This is a genomic window from Pseudoduganella sp. UC29_106, from assembly GCF_044055365.1.
Lineage (GTDB): Bacteria > Pseudomonadota > Gammaproteobacteria > Burkholderiales > Burkholderiaceae_D > Rugamonas.
Genome location: NZ_CP171977.1, coordinates 3,479,558 through 3,503,412 on the forward strand (window position 1 = coordinate 3,479,558; position 23,855 = coordinate 3,503,412).

General features: G+C 61.1%; 20 protein-coding genes and 1 pseudogene. 3 read left to right on the plus strand and 18 right to left on the minus strand.

Annotation, left to right across the window (positions count from 1 at the left end; all coding sequences use genetic code 11):
• Positions 1-2: 2 nt before the first annotated feature.
• The 5 genes from udk to ACHMW6_RS17710 all read right to left on the minus strand — a co-directional run bounded on the left by udk (position 3) and on the right by ACHMW6_RS17710 (position 3,855).
• Positions 3-644, minus strand: a complete 642-nt coding sequence (gene udk / locus ACHMW6_RS17690) for a uridine kinase (RefSeq protein WP_395408375.1) — start codon at positions 642-644, stop codon at positions 3-5.
• Positions 645-769: 125 nt separating this feature from the next.
• On the minus strand, positions 770-1,804 hold the full coding sequence (locus ACHMW6_RS17695) for a GlxA family transcriptional regulator (RefSeq protein ID WP_395408376.1): 1,035 nt from the start codon (positions 1,802-1,804) through the stop codon (positions 770-772).
• Positions 1,770-2,357: a DNA-binding response regulator gene (locus tag ACHMW6_RS17700; protein ID WP_395408377.1), complete on the minus strand. Its 588-nt coding sequence runs from the start codon at positions 2,355-2,357 to the stop codon at positions 1,770-1,772. The genes ACHMW6_RS17695 and ACHMW6_RS17700 overlap by 35 nt, the downstream gene beginning before the upstream one ends.
• Positions 2,358-2,401: 44 nt before the next feature.
• Positions 2,402-2,953: a hypothetical protein gene (locus ACHMW6_RS17705; protein ID WP_395408378.1), complete on the minus strand. Its 552-nt coding sequence runs from the start codon at positions 2,951-2,953 to the stop codon at positions 2,402-2,404.
• Positions 2,938-3,855 (minus strand): hypothetical protein, encoded by a 918-nt coding sequence (locus ACHMW6_RS17710; RefSeq protein WP_395408379.1) that lies wholly within the window; start codon positions 3,853-3,855, stop codon positions 2,938-2,940. The genes ACHMW6_RS17705 and ACHMW6_RS17710 overlap by 16 nt, the downstream gene beginning before the upstream one ends.
• 181 nt (positions 3,856-4,036) lie before the next feature.
• Here ACHMW6_RS17710 and ACHMW6_RS17715 point away from each other — a divergent pair, with 181 nt between their 5' ends.
• A complete protein-coding gene (locus ACHMW6_RS17715) occupies positions 4,037-4,801 on the plus strand; it encodes an SDR family oxidoreductase (RefSeq protein WP_395408380.1) in 765 nt (254 codons plus the stop codon).
• A 42-nt stretch (positions 4,802-4,843) separates the two neighbouring features.
• Here the strand turns inward: ACHMW6_RS17715 and ACHMW6_RS17720 are convergent, their stop codons facing one another.
• The 12 genes and pseudogenes from ACHMW6_RS17720 to ACHMW6_RS17775 form a co-directional block, all read right to left on the minus strand.
• Positions 4,844-7,360 carry a TIM-barrel domain-containing protein gene (locus tag ACHMW6_RS17720; protein WP_395408381.1) on the minus strand — a complete coding sequence of 839 codons (2,517 nt, stop codon included), beginning with the start codon at positions 7,358-7,360 and terminating at the stop codon, positions 4,844-4,846.
• Positions 7,361-7,522: 162 nt separating this feature from the next.
• A complete protein-coding gene (locus ACHMW6_RS17725) occupies positions 7,523-8,353 on the minus strand; it encodes an oxidoreductase (RefSeq protein ID WP_395408382.1) in 831 nt (276 codons plus the stop codon).
• Between the two features lie 113 nt (positions 8,354-8,466).
• Positions 8,467-8,598: a hypothetical protein gene (locus ACHMW6_RS17730; RefSeq protein ID WP_395408383.1), complete on the minus strand. Its 132-nt coding sequence runs from the start codon at positions 8,596-8,598 to the stop codon at positions 8,467-8,469.
• Between the two features lie 55 nt (positions 8,599-8,653).
• Positions 8,654-8,893: a hypothetical protein gene (locus ACHMW6_RS17735; RefSeq protein ID WP_395408384.1), complete on the minus strand. Its 240-nt coding sequence runs from the start codon at positions 8,891-8,893 to the stop codon at positions 8,654-8,656.
• Positions 8,894-9,244: 351 nt separating this feature from the next.
• Complete coding sequence (locus ACHMW6_RS17740) at positions 9,245-10,378, minus strand: AraC family transcriptional regulator ligand-binding domain-containing protein (protein ID WP_395408385.1); 1,134 nt, start codon at positions 10,376-10,378, stop codon at positions 9,245-9,247.
• 14 nt (positions 10,379-10,392) lie between these two features.
• Positions 10,393-11,932, minus strand: a pseudogene (locus ACHMW6_RS17745) (FAD-dependent monooxygenase).
• Between the two features lie 291 nt (positions 11,933-12,223).
• Positions 12,224-12,514: a hypothetical protein gene (locus tag ACHMW6_RS17750; RefSeq protein WP_395408386.1), complete on the minus strand. Its 291-nt coding sequence runs from the start codon at positions 12,512-12,514 to the stop codon at positions 12,224-12,226.
• A gap of 46 nt (positions 12,515-12,560) precedes the next feature.
• The gene (locus tag ACHMW6_RS17755; protein WP_395408387.1) at positions 12,561-13,742 is read right to left on the minus strand and encodes a ScyD/ScyE family protein; all 1,182 of its coding nucleotides are present in this window, start codon (positions 13,740-13,742) and stop codon (positions 12,561-12,563) included.
• A 357-nt stretch (positions 13,743-14,099) separates the two neighbouring features.
• Positions 14,100-15,497 (minus strand): dihydrolipoyl dehydrogenase, encoded by a 1,398-nt coding sequence (gene lpdA / locus ACHMW6_RS17760; protein WP_395408389.1) that lies wholly within the window; start codon positions 15,495-15,497, stop codon positions 14,100-14,102.
• A 2-nt stretch (positions 15,498-15,499) separates the two neighbouring features.
• Positions 15,500-16,795, minus strand: a complete 1,296-nt coding sequence (locus ACHMW6_RS17765; RefSeq protein WP_395408390.1) for a dihydrolipoamide acetyltransferase family protein — start codon at positions 16,793-16,795, stop codon at positions 15,500-15,502.
• 2 nt (positions 16,796-16,797) lie between these two features.
• A complete protein-coding gene (locus ACHMW6_RS17770) occupies positions 16,798-17,829 on the minus strand; it encodes an alpha-ketoacid dehydrogenase subunit beta (protein ID WP_395408391.1) in 1,032 nt (343 codons plus the stop codon).
• Between the two features lies 1 nt (position 17,830).
• Positions 17,831-19,063, minus strand: coding sequence for a 3-methyl-2-oxobutanoate dehydrogenase (2-methylpropanoyl-transferring) subunit alpha (locus ACHMW6_RS17775; protein ID WP_395408392.1), 1,233 nt, complete (start codon positions 19,061-19,063; stop codon positions 17,831-17,833).
• 410 nt (positions 19,064-19,473) lie between these two features.
• Between ACHMW6_RS17775 and ACHMW6_RS17780 the strand changes: the two genes are divergently transcribed.
• Positions 19,474-19,695, plus strand: coding sequence for a hypothetical protein (locus ACHMW6_RS17780; RefSeq protein ID WP_395408394.1), 222 nt, complete (start codon positions 19,474-19,476; stop codon positions 19,693-19,695).
• A 49-nt stretch (positions 19,696-19,744) separates the two neighbouring features.
• The gene (locus ACHMW6_RS17785) at positions 19,745-23,317 is read left to right on the plus strand and encodes a hypothetical protein (RefSeq protein WP_395408395.1); all 3,573 of its coding nucleotides are present in this window, start codon (positions 19,745-19,747) and stop codon (positions 23,315-23,317) included.
• Here ACHMW6_RS17785 and ACHMW6_RS17790 read toward each other — a convergent pair.
• Positions 23,314-23,841 carry a hypothetical protein gene (locus ACHMW6_RS17790; RefSeq protein ID WP_395408396.1) on the minus strand — a complete coding sequence of 176 codons (528 nt, stop codon included), beginning with the start codon at positions 23,839-23,841 and terminating at the stop codon, positions 23,314-23,316. The genes ACHMW6_RS17785 and ACHMW6_RS17790 overlap by 4 nt on opposite strands.
• Positions 23,842-23,855: the final 14 nt, after the last annotated feature.

Genomic DNA, 23,855 nt, shown 5'->3' on the forward strand with positions numbered 1-23,855 from the left:
GATCAGGATTGCTTCAATTGGCCGATGACGCTCGCGACCTTGGTAGTGATGATGTCGACTGCCGGCCCATTGGCGCCGTGGGGCAGGATAAGGTCGGCGTGACGCTTGGTTGGCTCGATAAATTGCTTGTGCATCGGACGTACCGTTTCCAGGTACTGGGTGACGATGCTGTCCAATGAGCGGCCGCGTTCGGTAACATCCCTTTGCATGCGCCGAATGAAACGCACGTCGGATGCCGTGTCGACGAAGATCTTCAGCGACATCATTTTTCGCAAATCCTCGTTGTACAAGGCAAACAGCCCTTCGATCACGATGACCGGGGCTGGTTTGACTGGAATGGTCCTGTTTGAGCGATTGTCGATTGTGAAGTCGTACTCCGGCATCTCGATCGCCTGGCCATTGCGCAATGCCTGGACATGCTGTACTAGCAGCGGCCAGTCGAAAGCCTGCGGATGGTCGTAATTCTGCTGCCGGCGAACTTCAGGAGTGAGATCGGATTGATCGCGGTAGTAATCGTCCTGCATCACGACCGAGACCATCTCTGCGCCGAACGAATCCAGCACTTGTTGGGAAACCGTTGACTTGCCACTGCCGCTTCCGCCAGCGACACCAATAACAAACGGAAGGAAGGAAATATCATTCATACCGCAATGATACCGGAGCCGGACCTGAACTGACAGGGCCCGCCGACGGCTGTTAAATGCTGATGCCGCGCAAGGAACCGATGTGCGTATTTACGTCTGACGCCGTGTGGATCACCACGCCGCAGTCAAACGACTACGGACAGCTTGCGCGAGCGCCACTCGCGCAAATATTTTTGCGGTGGGTGGCCCAGCACGCGCAGGAAGGCACGGCGCATCCTTTCATCGTCGCCGAAGCCGGTCTGGACGGCGATACGCGACGGGGACGTGTGTCCGCTTTCGATCAAGGCGTGCGCCGCTTCCACGCGCAGCTTTTCGATCGCCTTGGCCGGCGAGAGACCTGTTTCGGCCTGGAAGGCGCGGCTGAAATGGCGCCCGCTCCAGTTCACGTGGTCGGCAACCTGCTGGACAGTCAGGGACTGGCGCAGGTTTTCCTTGATAAAGGACAGTGCACGCCGGATGCGTTCCTGCTTGGGGTCGATCTCGGCCAGGATGGAAAACTGACTCTGGCCACCCGAACGGCGATGGTACAGCACCATGGTCCTGCAGATGTTCTTGACCACCTCGTGCCCAAGATCCGCTTCTACCAGCCCCAACGCAAGGTCGACACAGGCAGTCCCGCCGGCCGAACTCCAGACATGACCATCGCGGACAAAAATCTTGTCCGGCACCACCTGGGCTTGCGGGAAGCGCTGCACCAGCGTTTCCGCAAAACTCCAGTGCGTGGTGACCGAGCGGCGATCGAACACGCCGGCCTCGGCCAGGACGAAGGCCCCGGTGCAGATACTGGCGATCCGGCGCGAATTGCCGGCCGCTGCGCGCAGTCGCGCCGCCATTTCCGGCATGGAGCCGGGAATGCCGGGCGTGCTGCCCACGATTACCGTGTCATAGCGCTCGTCACCGAAAGCCTTGGTATCAACCCCCACGCCGGACATGCTGGGGACCAGACCGCCCGTCATGGAAACGATGTCGACGTCGTAGCTGTCCGGCGCGAAATGATTGGCAATCCCAAACACGGACAGGATAGATAAGTCGAGGATATGAAACATTGGATATACCACCAATGCGACCTTCTTGGCTGCCACGAATGCCTCGTTTAAAAGAATCGGTACCTCAGCATTGTACGCGCTAGCGCCGTGCCTGTACTTGTTGATGAAGGGCACTCCAGTGCGAGATCAGACCTTGCTGCGTTGCCAGCACCACGGCTTGCGTGCGGGCGCTGACGCCCAGCTTGCCGAACATGGATTTGAGATGGGTCTTGACCGTGGACACGCTGATATCGAGAGTAAGGGCGATGCGCTTGTTGGAACATCCCGTGGCGAGCAATTCCAATACCTGGCTTTCACGCATGGTGAGATGACAGCCAGGTCGCCGCGGCCTGGCGCGTGCCAGCAGTTCCTTGTTGAAGTAACGCAGCCCCTGCCCCAGCGCGTGCAACGCCGCCTGCAGTTCGGCCGCATCACAGCAATGCGTCAGATAGCCGTGCACGCCGGCCGCCATCGCGGCGCGCACATCGCATTCGCGGTCGCGCTGGCTGACAATCATGATGCGCTCGCGGCGCAGCATGGCCTGTGGCAGGCGCGCCATCCCATCCGAGTAATCAGTCACGACCACCACAAAGCCCACATGCCATGGCGGCGCCTCATCCCTCACTACCGCGTATGGGCACTGGGCCAGCAGGGCCGCCAGGCCGGCCCGGACGATGGCTTCCCCCATGATTGATGCGGACGTGCACCGGCGCCGGCTGCGGCGCCGGTATCTCAAGTGAACTGGATAGCGCTAACATCGATCGACACGACAAGCGGTTCTGGTTGATGCCCGCCGTCTGCGTCGCGCACGTAAAGGAAGTTGACCCGCAACCTGCGCCACTGCTCGCCGTTTTCCAGCCACGGCGAAAGTTCCTCGACGCTGAAGCCAGGACCGGCCAGTGTGAACCGCACGGTCAAATAGTTCCAGATCGCGTAGCCGACGAAATAGGCCAGTTGCAGGTCGCTCCACGGCGTATCCAGCTGGTGGCCAGCGAAAGAGGCGCGGGGTGACAGTGCTTCTTCGATCAGTGCGCCGTCCGCGCTCTCGATTGCGGCGCGCTGGGGCGTCACCGCAGTCCGGCGGCCCGGGGCGCCGAATGGGGAGTGCGACGTCCAGGGTTCATGCAGCTTCACCTGGATGTCCACTTCGCCGAGCATGCCGCCCTTGCCCTTGAGAGGCCAGATCAGGCCTCCCTGCTTCAGGTGGGCGGTCAGGGTACTGAACCGGTTCCAGCGGTCGATCCCGCCGTGTGCGTCGATAACTTCGCCTAGCAACTTCTGCATATAAATAGCCCTCGCTCTGGTTGGTAAAGGAAGCCCGCATCAGACGCCGGCCAGCCAGCGTGCCGCATTGACGACATAGCGCTGGATGTCCGGCAGTGCGGCGGGGTGCGTCGCCATGCTGTCGCCCGGCGTTTCACTGACAAAGCTGGACAGCCGCTGCCGGCGTCCCAGTTATAGTCGGCGAAATGATGGAACGAGCTGTGTGCGAGGGCACGGCCCTTTTCTGCCGTGTCGTCAAAGGCAACCACCAGATTGAACCTGGCGCCGCTGGCCTGGCTCCAGCCGTAAGCGATCACGCGCGCCCCCTGAACCGGCGGGGCGCTGATGGCGCCTTCATGCGGATGCGCGGGGAAAAAGCGAATGGCGCCCGTATCTGAGACGGGATGGATCAGCACCGGGTGCAGCGGGCCGGCAACGGATAGTTCCTGATAATCGCCATTGCGCCCCGAATGGTAGTTCGGCCATTGGATATTCGGCGTGCCGATGTCATCGTTGACGCGGCGCAGCGCGTCCGCTTCCGGATTGCGCGTGTGGAAGTCGTGTGCCGCGCCGATTCCGTCCAGCGCACACAGGGATGAGCCGAGATCCATGTGGTCGCGCGCTACCAGGAGCCCGCCGCCTCGCTGGCGGAAACGCTCGATGGCACGGCACTCTTCCGCATGAAGGCCGGCTCCGGTGTCGACCGCCATCAGCCACAGAACATCGACCTCGCTACTGTCCAGCCGGGAAAGCAGGCTGTCCGGCCCATTGCCGGCATCGCGGTCGCGCGCCAGCACCTTGAACTCAGCCTCTCCACGCACATCGCGCAAGTCGGCCAGCAAGCGCACCAAATGGCTGAAGCGCTGAATACTCCAGTCATCGCCGTTGGCAGCGATGGTGGTCTGGATAAGAAGGGTCTTCACGCCCGAATTTCCTTTGTACGTCTGATTGCAAACTGGCAACGATTATATAAATGGCTTCATTTTGAAAAGGGACACGAAACCCTCACTTCATGCCATGTCCCGATTTGCGTTTTTCCCGTCCTTTCCGAATACCGCCTGGAGCACAAAATGCCTTGCATCATTCCACTCTTGTGAGCACATCATGAAAAACAGCGGCAACACCATCTTCATCACTGGCGGCACCTCGGGCATCGGCCGCGGCATCGCGGAAGCATTTCACCGCCTGGGCAACCAGGTCATCATCAGCGGCCGCCGCAAGGCGCTGCTGGATGAAGTCACGCAGGCCAATCCGGGCATGCACGGCATCGAGCTGGACATTCAGGACCCGCAGCAGATCAAAGCTGTCGCGGCACAGCTGGTGAAGAACTTCCCCAAGTTGAACGTCTTGTTCAATAACGCCGGCATCATGCCCTTCGATGATGCCGCCGGCGAAATCGACGACCACGTGGCCGTGGCTACCGTGACCACCAATCTGCTGGGGCCCGTGCGCATGACTTCTGCACTGCTGCCCCACCTCAAGCAACAGAAGGATGCCGTGATCATCCACAACTCCTCGGTCCTGGCCTTTGTGCCGCTGGCCGGCACTGCCGTGTATTCCGCCACCAAGGCCGCCATGCACTCCTACTCCTTGTCGCAGCGCTTCATGCTGGCAGGCACCGGCGTGCGCGTGGTGGAGATCGCACCGCCGTGGGTCGATACCGACCTGGTGTTCAAGAGCGGCGATTCGCGCGCCATGCCGCTGTCGGATTTCATTGCCGCCACCATGCGCGGCCTGGAAAGCGGCACGGATGAAGTCTATGTCGAGCAGATCCAGGCACTGCGTGACAACCCGGGCTCGGACGAACACACCTTCGTGAATGCCTTCAACCAGTCACTCAAGGAAAATCCGATCCCGACCGGTCACTAAACCATGCACGCAATACCGGCCTGAAGGTGTCCGCCTGGGCCGCTAGCGGCGGTATCGGGGGGCTTGGCGTTTGTCAGTGCTGACGACTACTTCCCTGCCTTCGTAGATTATGTCGATGGCATTTTGTCCTGCGAACTCTCCGCCGCGGCCATTGCTGGAATCGACCACGACCACCTTGAAGCGGCGCTGTTGCCGTATGCCCGGAAAACGGCCACGGCGAGCGCGAATCGTCAGCGTCCGACCGTCGTCATCCCAGCTCATATTCGTCAGCGCGTACTCGCCGCGCTCATAGCCCCAGCCGTCACCGGCGTCTTCGTAGTACGTGTACTCGCCATCGGCGCCCGGATAGACGCGCAGCTCAATCTGCGCATCGGGCACTTCCGATGCATACTGCACTGCCGGCCCCATCGGCAGCACGCTGCCAGCCCGCACATGAAGCGGCATCCGCGACAGCGGCGCGTCGACCGCGATCGTACGGCCGCCGGTATGCGCCTGCCCGGTCCAGAAGTCGATCCATGTCCCTTTGGGCAAATACACGTCACGCGTGCGGGGTGTCCCCTCGATCGGCGCCGACTGCACACCGTAATACATCGGCGCCAGCACCGGACTGACCATGATGCCATCGCCGAACAGCATCTGCGATTTCAGGTCGTGCGTGCGACGGTCGCCCGGAAATCCAAACGCCAACGGGCGGATGAAGGTGGCGCCGGTCAAATGCACCAATCCGGCCTGCGAGTAAATGAACGGCAACAAGCGATAGCGCAACTGGATCGCATCCAGGATGGCGTCATAGAACGGTGTGCCCGGTTCACCGAAATGCCAGGGCTCACGAGGCGTGTCAGTGCCATGGCTCCGGAACATCGGTAGAAACACACCGAATTGCAGCCAGCGCGTGTACAGTTCGCGGTAGCCCAGGTCCTCCACGCCGCCTTCATAGTCGCCATTCCAGAACCACTGCTTGCCGCGCCGGACAAAGAAGCCCCCGATGTCGCAGGTCACATATGGGATGCCAGATGCGCTGCAGCTCTGGAGCGCGGCCACCTGCTGCGCAAAGACCGACCACCTAGCCGAGATGTCGCCGGTCCACACCACCGCCCCCACAGCCTGGCTGCCCGCATAGCCGGAGCGCGTCAAGTTCACCAGGCGTCTGTCTGGTGCGGCCTTGCGCCAGTTGCGGTACAGACTCGTGGAATCGGCCAGTGCGTAGGCATTCAGGAATTGGGCATCGATGATTTTCGCCAGGCCGGCAATATTGACCTCGTCGGCATTCTCCGCGCGTTTGGCTTGAGTCACCCAGTCCGCGACTTCGGGCTCCGTCGAATCGCACCACCATGCATCAATGCCATGCATGCCAAGGTACTTCCACGCGTTGTCAAAGTACATCGCGCCCGCTTTGGGCTGGAAGAAGTCGACAAAGTCAGTGCCGGCCAGCGTATACCCGTTGTCTTTGAGCGTTTTCCCAGGCGGATCGAGCGGACTGGGATTAGGCCAGATCGAAATCATCACGTGCGCATTCATATCATGCACGGCCTTGGTCATCGCGCCGATGTCAGGATAGCGCGCCGCATCCGGAGCAAAACTGCCCCAGTGGTTCGGCACCCAATAGCTCCAATCCTGGACGATGGTGTCCAGCGGGATGTTCCGCTTACGGAACTGCCTGGCCGTGTCAACTAACTCGTCCTGGGTGACATAGCGCTCCCGCGACTGCATATAGCCGAAGGCCCACTTAGGCAACATGGCGGCGGCGCCCGTCAACTGGCGATAGCCGGCAATCGCACCATCCATTGAGGGGCCGAGCACAACGTAATAATCGAGTTCGTCGACCACGTCGCTGCTGATGGACGTGCCATCCGGGCCATCGGCGAAGGTCAGCGCACTGTAAGTATCGAACAGCAGCCCGTAGCCGCGCGTCGAGACCAGGAAAGGTATGACGATGCGTAAGTTGTGCTGATACAGCCGTTTGTGCTTGCCGCGCAGGTTGAGGTCATCTGTTTCATCGAAACCCATTCCGTACAGCGCCTCGCCGTCGCGCAGCCGAAAACGCGCCGTTGCGCTCCAGGCATCGCGGTCTTTCCTTTGCACGTATGCGGCCGCGACTTGCCTCTCGCCGTCCACCGTCCTGACCCGCCTTACTGTTGTCGGATCAGGCACGGATTTGATGACCGCAACCGGCGCGAACGATCGCGGCGAATGCTTATCCTCTTCCAGCAGAAGTTCGCCATCCGCACGCCAGAACGAGACCGCACCGGTGCCACGGTCCAGTTTCGCAGCCAGCTTCGACGACTGAAGCGTGAGCGTGGCGCCATCGTCGCTGCGCTCTATAGTTCCAGGCTTGGCCATGATGGGGACCCGCATCAGGCTGGCAGATTTGGACCACTCAGGATTGCGGGTCACAGTGACACGGACGATCTGGTCCGTCACGAACTGGATTTTTATGCGTGTGTCGTCGATCCGGCATTCAATCACATCCCTGCTCTCGCTATTGAGCAACCTGTCAGCGGCGCTGACATACCTGGTCAACGCCCACGCGGGAATGGATGCACCCAACTGTTTCAGCAACTCTCTACGCCTGTTCATTATTTGAATGTGATCTCACTTTTGGTATCAACTGGCTCTAATCAGTTATCGATACCAAGAATACGTGATATTTTTCCGGCAGGGCATTTCGAAAGTATGATTTTTTGCAAGCGAGGCATACGTTCCGGGCATAGCTGATTGATGTCAGCGGGTCTGGCTAAGGATGATGCGGTCAAACATGCGGTCACCTAACCATACGCGCATGCGGATAAGTAATTTGGCGAACTTGCCGGCTGCATAGCGCGTGCTTGGGTTGTGGCTGGCGACGGCCCTGGAGACGACCTCCGCGATCACGTTCGGATCGCTACCCGTGCCATGGCCATAGGTCTGTTTGATCGACCTGGCGACCATCTGCACCATCCGGCCATAGGGACCATCGGATGAACGCTTGACGATGCTGTCGGTGGCGCCGTCGCCGAAGCCTGTTTCGATCACGCCCGGCTCGACGATCACTACCTTGATGCCGAACTCGGCCACTTCCAGGCGCAGGCAGTCCGACCAGCCTTCCAGCGCATGCTTCGTTGCGTGATACCAGGCTCCCAGGGCGCTGTACATCTTGCCGCCCATCGAGGTGATGTTGACGACGTACCCGGAGCGTCTATCTCGCATCGATGGCAACAACAGCTGCGTCAGCCGCGCAGCGCCGAACAGGTTCACCTCGAACTGGTACCGCGCTTCGTCGATGCCGATTTCTTCCACCGGCCCGTACAAGCCGAATCCGGCGTTATTGACCAGCACGTCCACGCCACCCGTCTGGGCGAGGATGGTGTCGACCCCGGCGACGATCTCCTCATCCCTGGAAATGTCCATACGCAGGGGCTGCGCGCCCAAGCTGGCCAGATCGGCCATTTTGTCAATACTACGCGCGGCCACGTAGACCTGGTAGCCATCCTCGATCAGGCGCATGGCGATGGCCTTGCCCATACCCGACGATGCGCCGGTGACCAGGGCGGTTTTCTTACCTTTGATGAACATGTCGAACCACGTTGTTTGAATGGAGCCTATTGTCCGGATACAGCGGATAACTTCACTTGCAAAGCGCGCCAGAACGCCCACGCTTTGCGCCGCTCGCCGGTGCTTTGCTGATGTCAACGGGCTGCCTGCAGGTAGCTCCTTAGCCCCTTGAGCGTTCCAAAGGGCGTGTCCACCACAGTCTGGTTGGCCAGCCAACCGGGAATGGCGCCGCCGGGTGCCGCATGCATCTGGTAGACAACAATCACGCCATCGGCGCTGGGGGACCAGTTTCCACTGTCCGTTCGCCTGAGGAATACGCACCTAGTTTTCACGCAACGGCAGGTAATCGGGAACTGCCTCCACCCGGATGGTGACCGTCCCATCGCCAGCCTTTGAATAAACGAAGTGGTAAATGCCGTCGCGATTGGATACCGGCCAGGGCGCCTTATTGTCCAGGTAGTGGAATTGCTCGCCGTCTGTGGTCTTGAGCAATTCCGAGGAGGCGACGTCCGGCATCCATTTGCGGAAGGCGTCGGCGTCGCGTAACACCTTGACCACCATCTCCGGAGTGGCCTTTAATTGAACCTCGCCCCGGAATTCGCGCAGAGGGGGAACCCACGATATTGCGCACATAAACCTTGATGCCTTCGGCATCCCTGGCCAGCGACCAATCGCTCTGCGCGAAAGATAATTGGGCGAAGCAAAAACCAAACAAAATGGCGGTGGAGAAGACGATACGGCGGGCATTCATGTGCAACCTCATCAGGAGTGGAGATGCCACTACCTTAGAGAAGACGCCGCACCAATCCACTTGCGCCGTACGCCACTTGCGCCTCAATCTGCGCCGGCAATTCCGAATGCCGAGGCAAGCAGCGCTCGCACGGCGGAAGGCACTTCCAGGCCTGCTTGGGTTCAATTAAGGCGCATGGTGCGCCGCGCGCTGTCGGGCGTCTGCCCGGTCCAGTCCTGGAATGCCCGATAGAAGGAATTGGGATCTTCGAATCCGAGCAGGAAGGCTATCTCCCCTCCCGACAACGCCGTGTTTTCCAAATAATGGCGGGCCAGGCTCTCTCGGGTTACATTGACCAGGGCGCGAAAATTCTGCCCCTCGTCTTCAAGACGACGCTGCAAAGTACGCTTGCTCATGCCCAGGCGCGCAGCCGCATTCTCAATGGTCGCTGAATTACTGGGCAGCAGCTCCAGCAAGACCGCCCTCACCCGTTCGGCCGTCGTCGCAGCCGCATTGAGTTCGCTCAGCCTGCGTCGCAACTCGGGTTCAAATACGCGCCACATGCTTTCATTCGTTGTGAGAAAGGGACGCAAGACGTCCGAGGCGGCGAAGCTTATGCTTGGACCGGCTGCGGCTTCAACAGAGGTTCCGAAAAAGCTTTGGAAGCGCTTGATGTAGGCGCTGGGCGGTAGTTTGGGAAGGGCCACCCGAAGCGCTTTGATGGGCTCACGGGTCGCGAGCCTGGCCAGGCGCAAGAAAAAGGCGATCTCGGCAACTTGCAGCGAGTACGGCACTTCAGTCTGTACCGATAGCCAGCGAGGCGAGACCGTCAGTTCACCAGCTTTTCCGACGTGTACCTCCAGGCTCACGGGCGCGACCAGTTGCTTGTATTTGGCCAGGCGCTGAACCGCTTGCAAAAGATTGGCGCTGCACAAAGCCGCGAACAATGGCGGATCAAAAGACTCGGCCGAGACCGCTTCGACTATTCGGAGGGGAAACATGACATCATGGGATTCAGCCTCCAACGCACGCCAGAAACGGAAATAGTCTTCAGTTGTAAGCTCCCCCTTTCCACTGACAAGCAGATCTTCAGCAAGGCCAGCCCGCCGCAGTACATGAACTGGCTGCAAGCCAAAATCCCTCAGTAAGGCTTGCCAACCAATGTTCAGCAAAAAGGTTTTGTTTTGCATCATGAGTATTCCATCGTAATTCACGGGGGCGCAATTGCATACCTGTGTAAACTCCGCCTGGAGTATAGAAAGATCGGGCGACTTTGTTAATTCAATCCGCGCCACTCGATCTGCAATCGGCGTCATGCCGGATCGGCTCGTCACCTGATTTCGCTGGAAGGCTCTCCAAACCACTTTGACAAGCTGCAGGCAGCGCCGGACTGGTCGCCAGCGATGTCACTGGCCCAGGCAACGATTCCGTCAGGCCGCATCAACAAGGCGCTTAATCCCAGGCGATCCTTCGCGTCGCTTGCGACATAGCCGACGCGGTCATTCCAGCGGCGAGCCAGCGACTTCAGGGCACTGCATTCCTCGAAGTCGAGCAATAGTCCGAGTCCGGTTCGAAGGTGCAGATTCAAGCTTGTTCCATCGGCCAGCTCGAAGTCCGGCGCGCTGCGGCCCACCAGCGGGTGGCCATCGCCATGATCATAACGAACTCCGACGCCCCATACGCGCTGGGCGAAATAGGTGGCGCCGTCACGCGTTTGGATAAGGTCACGAATGATCGCCTCCAGTGCGCGCGAACTCTGGCTTGGGCGCATCAATGCTACCTGTGCGCGGGACCAATCAAGAACCTGCTTACCTACGGGATACCGCTCGCGAGCATAGGTATCCAGCAGATCGGCGGGAGCGCTTCCCCGTATCGTCGCCGCGAGCTTCCAACCCAGGTTCATCGCATCGCCAAGTCCAAGGTTCAGCCCCTGGCCACCCAGCGGCGAATGGATGTGCGCTGCGTCTCCCGCCAGCAGTACGCGGCCCTTGCGGTATTCCGTTGCCTGGTAAGCGCGGTCGGTCCACGTAGTGGCGAGGTCCAGATCCGTTACCCGCACGTCGGCGCCGGTCACCTTGCGCAGAACAGCCTCGATGTGTTCGCGCGTGACCGGATCGCTGCGGTGAAAAGCGCCCCCGTCAAAATCAACCATCGCAATCGTGCCTGGCGCTGCAAATGTGTACATGCCGGTCGGGGTATGGTGGCGGCCAGGCTTGAGCATGTGCCGGTCTGCCAGCCTGACCAGGGCTGAATATCCCGTGAACTCCGGATCTGTGCCGGTGAAGCCGATGCCTGCGGCCTTGCGCACCGTGCTTCGCCCACCATCACAGCCCACCAGCCATTGACCGCGGAATGCTTCGCCACCTGCGAAGACGGTCACGCCGTTCGTCGATTGCTCGAGATTTTCAACGCCGCAGCCGCGCAGGATCTCGACACCCAGGGTTTCAGCACGAGCTGAAAGAACGGCCTCAATACTTGCCATGTCCGCGGCGAGATTGCTGACTGGGCCGGGCAGACGGTATGGCCACTGCGCACTGTCTATCTGGTCGTGGAAGAACTGGATGCCCGCGAAATGACCTGCGGGACGCCGGGATTGCTGCATCCAGTGAGCGGCGGCTGGCGCGTCGCGCCTGACCGCAATCTCTTCCAGAGGGCGCAGCAAATCGCGGCGATCGAGGCTTTCAATGGTCGGTACGGAAAGGCCTCGTAGCCCGAACGGCAGATGCTTCAGCGGTGTGTGCGGCTTCTTGCATCTGCTCCAGCACAAGCACAGAGCAGCCGGCAAGCCGCAGTTCACAAGCGAGAAACAGGCCTACGGAGCCGGCGCCTGCGATCAGGACGTCATGAAAATTGGTGTGGGGGGATTGCATGTCGAGCTCCTTTGTCGATATTCGACCGGAGCGTTCCCAGGTTCAGGGTACACACGGACGAATAGTTGGACGCCATGCGGCGTCAAAAATTCGTCGTGGGGATCTGATGCAAGGGCCAAAGACCAGAGCTTTCGTTACCGAAAGGACTTGGGCTTACCAAACCAAGTCTGCCTTTTCCGACAGCCGGAATATAGCACCGGCGCGAAAAGGCGGTCAAGGGTCGACGAATGCCGACCCTTGACCGCCCGAGGAATCGCAGGCCCGGCGATAAGCCGGCGCGAACTGCGAACGTTAATTGATCTGCACTACGACCTGCCCTTCCGTAATGGTGGGCGGGTTGGCCAGGACGTTCGGAGCATTCTTCTGGATCCACTCGCGTGCGACCTTCATGCTCTCTTCGACACCAGCCCTGTCCTTGCATACCGTCACCGACATGCCACCATCGCCACTGCTCACCAGGATGTAGCTGACGAGCCCGGGCACGTTGCGCAGATTGGCTTCGACATCGGCTTTGCGCGCTTCCAGCACATCGAAAAGCTGCTGTGCGCCAGGTCCTGTATAGGTTCTTACCATCGCATGCATGATCATCTCCTTTGTGAGTTGCCGCATAACTCAATATAGCTGAAGCTCAATCCTCATGATCGCCGCGGCATTTTTTCGAATGCCGATGGTCTTCGTCGCAGTCCGGAATTTCGACGCGCAGGATCTGGCCCAGGCCAATTGGAGGAGGACCGAAACCGATATTGGAAATATACAGCGCACCGTCCGGCCCGAAAGTCATACCGGTGGGGAAGAACAGGAGGTTGCTGCTGCTGTCTATCAACACCTGCTGCTGCCCATTCGGAAGGATGCGAAGCAGCCGGCCGGTGAAGGGGTTCGGCCCCGAATCGGTTGGTGAATACGAGGTTTCGAGCACATATAACCGATCGCGGTCGTCAAAAGCCATCCCCAGTACCTTGCTCAGTCCCGAAGCCACCTGGCGCACGTGGCCGCCATACGAAATCTGGTAGACACCCTGCCGGTTAAGGTCACCAGGGGAAAAGCGGCCGAGATTGGAAACGTAGAATTTGCCGTTCTTATAGGCGACGGAGGTCGGCACTATATGTCCTTGCGAGGCCGAGATGTCGGACACACGGGTGATTTTGCCCCTGGGAGTCACCTTCACGAGCTCGCCATGGTTGGGTTCGACAGCGTAGAAGTCGCCATGCACGACCACCATGCTCCACCAGGTGCCGTCCGGCTCAAAGTCCGTTGGTTCCGGGTTGGCTACCGGATTCGCCATCTGGAAGGCGCTGAGATCGGCAATCAGTTTCCAGGTGCCGTCGCTGTTGACACGAGCGATGCCATTCGTCGTGCCGGGGACGCCGTGCGAGCAGCCCGCGCCCGCCAGCAGCGCGTACATGGTATTGCCGATGAACGCCACATCGGCGACCCCGCTGACCAGGCTGCCAATGGCATCCACCGTCTGGCTGGACGCGAATGTATCCGTGACCGTTGTCCGGTTGCCTGCTGCATCGATGCGCGAGATGCGCCCGCCTGTTGGGCTGCCTTTGTAGGGGCCGGCTCCAGGGACCTGCATACATTGCTCTTCGGTGGTCTGGTTGGTACCGCCAGTCCCGCCCTCGGCGACATACAGATTGCCATCGGGTCCGAAGCGCAAGCCCCGGGGATTATTCAGTCCACTATTCACGAACACGCTGACGCTGACCGTGGGCGTACTGGCCGGCGCTTCGGCAAAGGCCGCCGGCAGGCTGAATGCAGCAGTAATTAATGCCAATGCCGTTACGGTGAGACGATTATAAGTTCCCATTTGAAATCTCCCTTTTCGAACACATTGAAACACCTATTGTTATTTGTTTGGCTGGGATCAATCACTTTAGAAGCTTATAACGCGTTCACTGCAAGTCAAGCGGCGGCCAAAGTATGTGTTGGTTAAATGCAGTGGCCCGGTTTTATTAAAATGTCATCGACGAAATAATAATTGCGATGAGCGCGGATTAAATACGCGGAATAAATAGAGGGGAAATGGCTCCGCCCCTTGCGGACATTGCGCAAGGGGTATTCGTAGGTGAAACGCGCAAGGCGGCGGACGAAAAAGCAGAAAATACGGTTAAATCACAAGGGCCGTCGATAAAAGCCGCAGCCATTCTCCGCGTTTCGCGTCAGTTTAAATATGCAGCGCGTGCCCCAAGGCGCGCAGTGCTGCCTCCTGGATCGCCTCGCTCAATGTAGGATGCGCATGGATCGTCCCTGCCACATCTTCAAGCGTCGCCGCCATTTCGATGGACTGGGCAAACGCAGCGGACAACTCCGACACTGCCTTCCCGACCGCTTGCCAGCCAACGATCAGATGATTGTCGCTGCGCGCCACCACCCGCACGAAGCCATCCCTGGATTCAAGCGACATGGCGCGTCCGTTGGCAGCGAACGGGAACGAGGCGTCGATGCAAGCGATCCCCTGCGCTCGCGCCTGCTGGGGAGTAGCACCGACCACCACGACTTCCGGATCGGTAAAGCACACCGCCGCAATGGCAGCCGGGCTGAAATGGCGCCGCTTGCCACTGATGATTTCGGCGACCATCTCGCCTTGCGCCATGGCGCGGTGCGCCAGCATTGGTTCGCCGGTCACGTCGCCGATGGCCCACACATCGCGCATTGAGGTGCGGCACTGGTCATCGACCTTGATGTAGTGGCCATCCATGTCGATGCGCAGCTTTTCCAGGCCGAAGCCGCGCGTGTTCGGGCGCCGCCCGACGGCGACGAGCACCTGGTCCGCCACCAGTGCCGACTCTTCGCCGGCAGCGTCCCGGATGCGCACCGCAGCGCCCTCCGGATCCAGGCCGAGCACCGAGCAGCCAAGGTGCGTTTCAACGCCCAGGCCCTTGAGTGCAATGGCCACCGGACGGCTCAAGTCCGCGTCGTAGGACGGCAGGATACGCTCCTGCGCCTCCACCACGTGCACCTGCGCCCCAAGCTTGGCATAGGCAATACCCAGTTCAAGACCGATATACCCTGCTCCCACCACCACCAGCTTGCCGGGGATGGTCTTGGGCGAAAGCGCTTCCGTCGCGCTGATCACAGGCCCGCCAAATGGCATGAAGGGCAGTTCTGCGGCATGTGAACCGGTGGCCAGCAACAGGTGCTGGCAGCCGATGCGCTGGGTGCTTTCGCCATCGCGAATCACTTCAACGGTCTTGCCGTCGACGATATTGGCCCACCCTTTGACGACGCGCACGCCACTCTTTTTCAGCAGCGCCGCCACGCCGCCGGTCAGGCGCCCGACGATGCCATCTTTCCACAAGACGGTCTGGCCGATGTCGATGCGCGGCGCCTGTACCGAAATGCCCAGCGCCGAACCGCTTGCGAAATGGCTGGCCTTTTCGAATTCATCCGCCGCGTGAATCAGGGCCTTGGAGGGAATGCAGCCGACATTGAGGCAGGTGCCGCCCAGTTCACCGGCTTCGACCAGCGTGGTGGGTATGCCGAGCTGGCCGGCGCGAATGGCCGCGATATAGCCGCCAGGGCCGCCGCCGATCACCAGCAGCGTAGTGGTATGTTGGTTCATGCTTACTCCACGAATAGCATCGCTGGACATTCCAGCAAGGCGCGGATGGCTTGCACGAACTGGGCCGCGTGCATGCCGTCGACCACGCGGTGGTCGAACGAGGACGACAAATTCATCATCTTGCGAACCACAATTCCACCCTGGCGCACCATGGGCCGCTCCACGATCTTGTTGACGCCGATGATGGCGACTTCCGGATGATTGATCACGGGCGTTGTGACGATGCCTCCCAGGGCGCCCAGGCTGGAGATGGTGATCGTCGAACCGGACAACTCGTCGCGCGTAGCCTTGCCGGTGCGCGCGGCATCGGCAAGGCGCCCGATCTCCGCGGCGCAGGACCACAAGTCGCGCGCCTCGGCGTGGCGCATCACCGACACCATCAGGCCGGCCTCGGTCTGGGTGGCGATGCCGAGATGGACGGCGCCATATTGCGTGACGACGCCGGCATCGTCATCGAAGCGCGCGTTCATCTGCGGGAACTGGCGCAGCGCGACGACCAGGGCACGGGCCAGCAAGGGCAGCACCGTCAGCTTGCCGCGTTCCTTGCCCAGGTCCTCGTTCAGGCGCATACGAAGGTTCTCGAGCTCCGTTACGTCGATCTCCTCCACGTAGGAGAAGTGCGGGATGCGGCGCTTCGACTCCTGCATCTTCTGCGCGATCTTGCGCCGCAGGCCGATCAGCGGAATGGTCTGTTCCGTGTGGTTCTCGCGATAGCCGCCAGCGACGGCGGACGGTGCGCCTTGCGCGCCGCGCGCAACGTAGGAATCCAGGTCGGTGTGCAGGATGCGGCCGGCCGGTCCGCTGCCGTGCACGAACTGCAGTTCAACGCCCATGTCCCATGCCCGCTTGCGCACGGCGGGCGAAGCGAGCGGACGTTCACCGGCTTCGCGCGCCACGCGCACGGACGCGGGGGCGTGCGCCGCGGGCATGGCGGCTGCAGGCGCCGCTGCCGGCGTAGCGACGGCGGGCGCCACCGGCGGCGGTGCAGGAACCGGGACCGGGGCTGGCTTCGCCGGTGCAGCAGCCGCACCGGGTTGCGGTTTCAGGTTGCCCTCGCCCTCCACTTCAATATGAATCAGATCCGCCCCCACAGCCATCACCTGCCCCGCCGCGCCGCCGAGCATGGCCACGGTGCCGTGGACCGGCGAGGGAATTTCAATCGTGGCCTTGTCGGTCATGACGTCAGCCAGGATAATGTCTTCGGTGACCGCGTCGCCCACCTTGACATGCCACTCGACCAGTTCAACTTCCGCAATGCCCTCGCCAATGTCAGGCATCTTGATGACATGAATACCCATCGTTATGCCTCCACCGCACGTTTGAACGCCGCGCCAACGCGCGCCGGTCCGGGGAAATACGCCCATTCCTGCGCATGCGGATAAGGCGTATCCCAACCCGTCACGCGTTCAATCGGCGCTTCCAGATGGTAGAAGCAATGCTCCTGCACCAGCGACACCAGCTCGGCGCCGAAACCACAGGTGCGCGTGGCCTCGTGCACAACCACGCAGCGGCCGGTTTTCCTGACCGACTCGACGATCGCCTCCAGGTCCAGTGGCCACAGGCTGCGCAAGTCGATGATCTCGGCATCGATGCCGGTTTCGCGCGCCGCCGCCTCGCATACCCACACCATGGTGCCGTAAGCGAGTACGGTAAGCTGCTTGCCCGGCCGGAAAACAGCCGCCTTGTCGAGGGGGACGGTGTAATAGCCCTCGGGCACCTCCCCCAGCGGGTTCTGCGACCATGGCACCACCGGTTTGTCGTGGTGGCCGTCGAACGGTCCGTTGTACAGACGCTTAGGCTCGAGGAAGATCACCGGATCGTCGTTTTCAATCGAGGAAATCAGCAGGCCCTTGGCGTCGTAGGGATTCGACGGCATGACCGTGCGCAAGCCGCAAACGTGGGCGAAAACGGCTTCCGGGCTTTGGCTGTGGGTCTGGCCGCCGTAGATGCCGCCGCCGCACGGCGTGCGGATCGTGATGGGCGCGGTAAAGTCGCCAGCCGAACGGAATCGCAGGCGCGCCGCTTCGGACACGATCTGGTCGTAGGCCGGATAGATGTAATCGGCAAACTGGATTTCTATGCACGGCCGCAGGCCATACGCCCCCATGCCGATTGCCACGCCAACGATGCCGCCCTCGGAAATGGGCGTATCGAACACGCGCGACTTGCCGTATTTCTTTTGCAGGCCCTCGGTACAGCGGAACACGCCGCCAAAGTAGCCAACATCCTGGCCGAAGACCACAACATTTTCATCCTTCTCCATCATCACATCCATCGCCGAGCGCAGCGCCTGGATCATGGTCATGGGCGTCTTGACTGTGTTTTGCGCCATCTCAGATCCCCAGTTGCTGACGTTGCACGCGCAGGTGTTCCGGCAGTTCCTTGTAGATGCCATCGAACATTTCCGCGGGACTGAAGGTGTGGCCGCTGGCCATGGTGCCGTACTGCTCCGCCTCCTTCTGCGCGGCCAGCACTTCCGCCTCCAGCAGCTTCTGGGTTTCTTCGTGCTCCTGATCGGACCAGGCGCCGGCCTTGATCAGATACTGCTTCAGGCGCGCGATCGGATCTCCCAGCGGGAAATGCGACCAGTCATCGCCGGGGCGGTATTTCGATGGATCGTCCGATGTCGAGTGCGGGCCGGCGCGGTAAGTAACCCATTCAATCAGGCATGGTCCGAAGTTGCGGCGCGCCCGTTCGGCAGCCCAGCGCGACGCCGAGTAGACCGCCAGGAAGTCATTGCCATCGACACGCAGCGATGCGATGCCGCAGCCGACGCCGCGTGCGGCGAAGGTCGTGTCCTCACCGCCGGCGATGGCCTGGAAGGTCGAGATGGCCCACTGGTTGTTGACCACATTAAGGATTACGGGCGCGCGGTACACGTGGGCGAAAGTTAAGGCGGTGTCGAAGTCCGCCTCCGCCGTGGCGCCGTCGCCGATCCATGCCGATGCAATCTTGGTATCGCCCTTGATGGCCGACGCCATGCCCCAGCCCACCGCCTGGATGTATTGCGTCGCCAGGTTACCGGAGATGGAAAAGAAACCCGCCTTCTTCACCGAGTACATCACGGGCAGCTGCCGGCCCTTGAGCGGGTCGCGTTCGTTCGACATCAGCTGGCAGATCATATCCACCATCGGATAGTCGCGCACGACGAGAATGCTTTGCTGGCGGTAGGTGGGAAAGCACATGTCGTCTTCATTCAGCGCAAGCGCCTGCGCAGTGCCGATCGCCTCTTCGCCCAGGCTCTGCATGTAGAACGACATCTTCTTCTGGCGCTGCGCCATCAGCATGCGGCTATCGAAGATGCGGGTCTTCATCATGGCGCGCAAGCCCTTGCGTACGACTTCGATATCGATCTGCGGCGCCCAGGGTCCGACGGCGTTGCCCTCGGCATCGAGCACGCTGACCAGGGAGTACGCAAGATCGCGCGTATCCATGGGCGCCACATCGACCTCGGGCCGGCGTACGGCGCCGGCCGGCGACAGGCGCAGATAGGAAAAATCGGTTGCACAGCCTGGACGTCCCGTCGGTTCGGGCACGTGCAGGCGAAGCGGTTCGCCCTGGCTCATTCTGATTCCTTCATGTGCGATGGTGTCACACTTGCAGTGATCAATCCTGGCGGGCCTGCAGCGGGTAGCTGCGGCTGGCCAGGATTGTGGAATCGCCCGCTTCGGCTGGCAAAGCGGGCACGAAAATATTTCCTCGGATGCAATGATAGCCTATCATAATTTTCGCGCAATCCGTGCGACAGCCGCTTCGCGCAGCGCCCTCTCGCGCATGCCGGCATATTTCTTCCGCTTGCTGCCTTGGACCAGCCAATGGCTGACACGCTTTCGCTCGTTCCGTACAGCCAACACTAGTGTAAAAAATGTTAGTACCTCAAGTGATAATGTGTGAGAATCAGTGCGTACGCCCAAGCCGCGCGAACATCATTTCTTCCTCGCCCTCAAAAACGTCGGGAACACCTGAGGTATCGAAAATGCTTTCGCCCCAAGTCCCGCCAGAATTGGCAAATGCAGCAGTTTTGCTCAATCACAAATTCGGAACAATCTACGCTTGGAGATTTCTGTCACAAAACGGCATCCCCACCGAGACGATCTACAACCTGCTTAAGAATGTGCATGGTCCGGAGAAGCAGACTGACGTCGAAAATATTGAATTGTGGTCGCTTATTGAAAAGGCAAACGGCGCACGGCGCTAATTGATCCGCGATCCGTGGCATAGCGCTACGCACTATCGGGGAGACGGGAATGACTCTGCATGCGGCAGGCATGGGACAGGCGTTCCAGCAATGGGCAGTGGCGATCGCGGCTTACTCGGGTTATCGAAGCTGCCTGGAACGTGCGCAAGGCATCATCGTGGAAATCGATGACTTGCGCCTCCATTCCGAAGTGCAAACTTACAATGTGGATCAGGAAGATATCCGACTCGACTTCTGCTTCGAGGACGGTGTGCGTGCCACCCGAATGCACGCGGAATGCAAATGGACCGGTGGCGATCCAATTCAACGCTGCCGCACCGCACTGGCCTACCTTGCAGAAGTCGCGACAGACAAAGCACCGGACCGCCTCGTGATCATTGGCTCGTCGCAACAGCGCCTGGACAAGACCAGTGTCGCCGCGGCGGTGCAGGACATCCTGCCGAATTATCTGCCCCAATGGGGATACCAGCTGCCCACTTCGGGAACCGGGGTCTGGCGGTTTGGCACATCGGACCGGGGAGCGCTGACGGTAGTCGGCGTCGTTGCAGCCGATGCCGCCTCGCCCGCCTGTGCGCTGGCAGTTGCGATCCTGCTGGCGAAACCGGGCGAAGCGCCGCCAGAACTGGACGTGGAGAATGCGCTCGAGCGTCTCGCCACTGCCTGCCTGCTGCCTGGCATGCGCAGGCTGCTGGAGCTGCCGAAGTCGACAGCCGCCGGGCTGGATCATGCACGGGCACTGCGCCAGCTGTACGATCCCGGCTTTGTGCTCGATCCGTGGTCTTATTTGCTGGAACAATATGTGGCCGCAATACGCAAGCGCGTACCGGCCGAGCATTGCTGGGTGCACTTGCTGGCCAAGGCTGTGCGCGCCAAGGCGCTGCAACAGCAGGCCGATGAGCGCAAGCTCCCTGGCGAGAACCAACTTGCCGCACGCATCGCGCCGCTGCCACTGCGCTGTGGAACTCTGCAGAATGTCCACGTTGTGCGCGAACTCGCGCGCGCGATTCCCCATGTGCGGCGTGATGGTCGGAGCGAGGCCACCACGGTCCGCATCGTGTGCGGACAGGCCGGTACGGGCAAATCAACTTTGCTGAAATACCTGTACATGGCGCAGCTGGACAGCCTGTGGCGCGGCGGAGCAGCCGGGCACCGCCTCGGTCTGCCGATCTACATCGACCTGCAACGTGACGCTGAGGTGCTGGAACAGCTGCCTGATGCCTGCGACGATGCCAGTTGCATACGGGCGTTGGAGGCACTGGCTGGCTGCAGCAGCGACAATATATGGGCCTTTGTCGGCCGCGACAGCGCCGCGTCCGCACTGGAGGGTTCGGTGCTGGCAGCACTCTGCGCGCGATTCCAGATCTCACTGTATGTTGACGGCTATGACCAGCTGGCGTCGGCCCACGCCAAAAAGCTGCGCGCACTGGGCCGCTGGCTGAAGTCGATCGGTTGTGACTTCGCTTATCTGCTGCTGTCCTCCCGGCCCCGCTACAACGTGGCGGATGCATTCGACTGGGAGCACACGTTCAGCGGCGATTGCGTGCCGCGGGAAAGCGACACCTTGTCGCTCGCCAGCCCTGATCGCGCCGATGTGCTGGCGTATTGCCAGGAATGGCTGAATGTGCTGGCAACGCTCATCCCTGTGCTTCCCGGACAGGAGTATATGCTGGACAAGGCTGCCTTCGTCCAGTGGCTGGGGCAAGGCAGCGCCGCGCGCCACGCAACGGACTTCGATGCCCAGGCGGTGCAGGCGAACCCCCTGCTACTGGCGCTGGCGCTGTCGACCTATATTGCCGGTCTGTTCGAGCGCCCGACCGACCAGCGTCTTCAGGTCCAGGTGCGAGCCGACCTGTATGAGGCGCTGGTCGGCGCACTGACTCAAGCCCTGGCCGACCATTCCGGCAACATCCCGGAGCGCGAGCACGACCTGACGGTACGCCTTCGCGATCCGGTCTGGCGCCAGGCCTTCGAGCAGATCTGTTTCGACAGCCTGCGCCGTTCCAGCCGCACCGTGGGGCGCATCGACCCGGATTCGCTGCAGGCGGCGCAGCCCGACTTCATCGATGCCGTGCGCCGCCTGCCCTTCATGCTGGCGAACCCCGCTGAGCCACGCAGCGCCGCGATCGACTTCGTCCACCCTTCATTCCACGAATATTTCGCTGCAAACTATATTGCACGCATGTTCACCGCGGACCCAGTCAGCATCCGCGTCGGCACCAGCAGTTATGGAATGGACACGCTGGTGAATCTGCGGCGCGAAGGCGGAATGGTCGGCACACCGCTCGGCGCCATTATCGTCGGCCTTGGCCGCGATGGCTTCATGTACCTGCTTGGCCGCCTGCTGGCGGACACGCGCCATGAGCGCTACGCCGGAGAAAGCAGCGCGCTGGAACGCTTCTTCACACTGCTCTATGCGGATTTTGCTCTGCAGCAGTATATGTACGACGCCGGCTATGTGGATGCCTGTATCAGCGAACTGTGCTTTGCCGAAACTCGCCTGCACGCCCACACGACGGCCTACTGCTGCGTCATCAAGTTAATTGGCCATAAATATTACGGCAGCAAGGAGGAACTGGAACACGGCATCGCCTACTTATTCGATCTGGCCAGGCAGGTGCCCGGCTCGAGCGCGCTGACACATTGGTATCGGCTGTTCTGCATCGATCATATCGAGAACCGCCTGCTCCGCATCGACCCTGCCCGCGCACTGGAACTGGTTCGGCAGCGCGCCGGCAACCATTCGAGCTCTCGGCGCCGGCCGCAGGACCTTGAGGGCTGGTGCGAGCGCGAACGCGTACGGCTCATGCGGGGGCTGCCATCCTTCGCCGACGATGCCGGCACGGGCGAAGCAGCCGAAGAACGTGAGCTGCGCAACGTGCCCGAGCCGGACTGGGACAAGGAACGTCTGTTCATCCTGCGCGCCGCCCACTGGTGGGGACATGTCGGTAACCGCAACCTGCTGCTGCAGTCCCGCAGCGCCGACCAGGATCTGCAGCAGCAACGCAGGCGCGCGCGCCGCGCCTATGCGCGGGCGATCGTCTATCGCGCAGTATCGATGGTGCAGAGCCAGGGCAAAGAACAAGCTGCCGCGCTGCTGTCGCTGCTGGCGATCGGCGCCAATTTTCCGTCCTGGTTCCCCGCTTGGGCCGCCGGCGCCGGGCAAGAACTGCGGCCCTTCGAGCGCTTCGTCGGGCCTGCTCAGGCGCTGGGCGACATCGCCAACCAATATTACTGCCTGGCCGACGTGTGGCTGTGGCACGGCCTGCATGCCAGCGAACTGGCGGGACGCCAGGCGGCACTGAACGAGGCCAATGCGTTCAGCGCCATCGCCGATGGCTTGTGGACATTGGCGCGCAGCACACCGGTACAGGGCGCCCAGGGCGAAACACTGCTGCGCTATTTCATCCTTGGCGCAGGCGTGAAGGAGCGCGAGCAACTGCTGCAGGACGCTATGACCAGCCGGGCGCAGGTTTCGGCTGCCACAGCGCACGAGCGCGTCCGAAAACGGCTCGATATCCTCGAACGGCAGTACGGCATGCGTTACGACCTCGGCGCCCAGGACGTCCTGGAAAGCACCGAGGCGTTCAGGCGCGCACTGACCGGGCTGCCTCACTTTCTTTAGTCGCCGGAAGGGGCGCTTGCCTCCGAGGTGGACTTGATGTCCGTCGCATTGCCGCGCTCAAGTATCTCCTTCGCAACCGTTACCTGCTCGGACCTGTCAGTGTGCACTGAAATCAATACATTACCGTTGCGGACTTTGCCGTCATACAGCTTGGCTTCGTATTCCGGAATGCCCATGCCGACCAAGCCGCCAATCAGGCCGCCGGCTGCGCCACCCACCGCGGCGCCGCCCAGGGCCGCCATGATCGGACCGGCAGCGATGAATGGGCCGATACCCGGGATGGCCAGCGTGCCAATGCCGGCCAGCCAGCCGAGCACGGCGCCAGTGCCCATGCCGGCAATGCCGCCCGTCGTCGCGCCTTCGGGTAGCTTGGTATTTTGCTCGTGGGCGAAATCGCGGGTGCCGCCCTTGTCCGGGAACAGCACGGAAATTTCGTTGTTGGAGAAGCCAGCGTCCTTCAAATTAAGAACGATGTTCTCTGCGTGAGCATAATCCTGGGCGATGCCGTATACAGCTGTACTCATAATAGCTCTCCGAT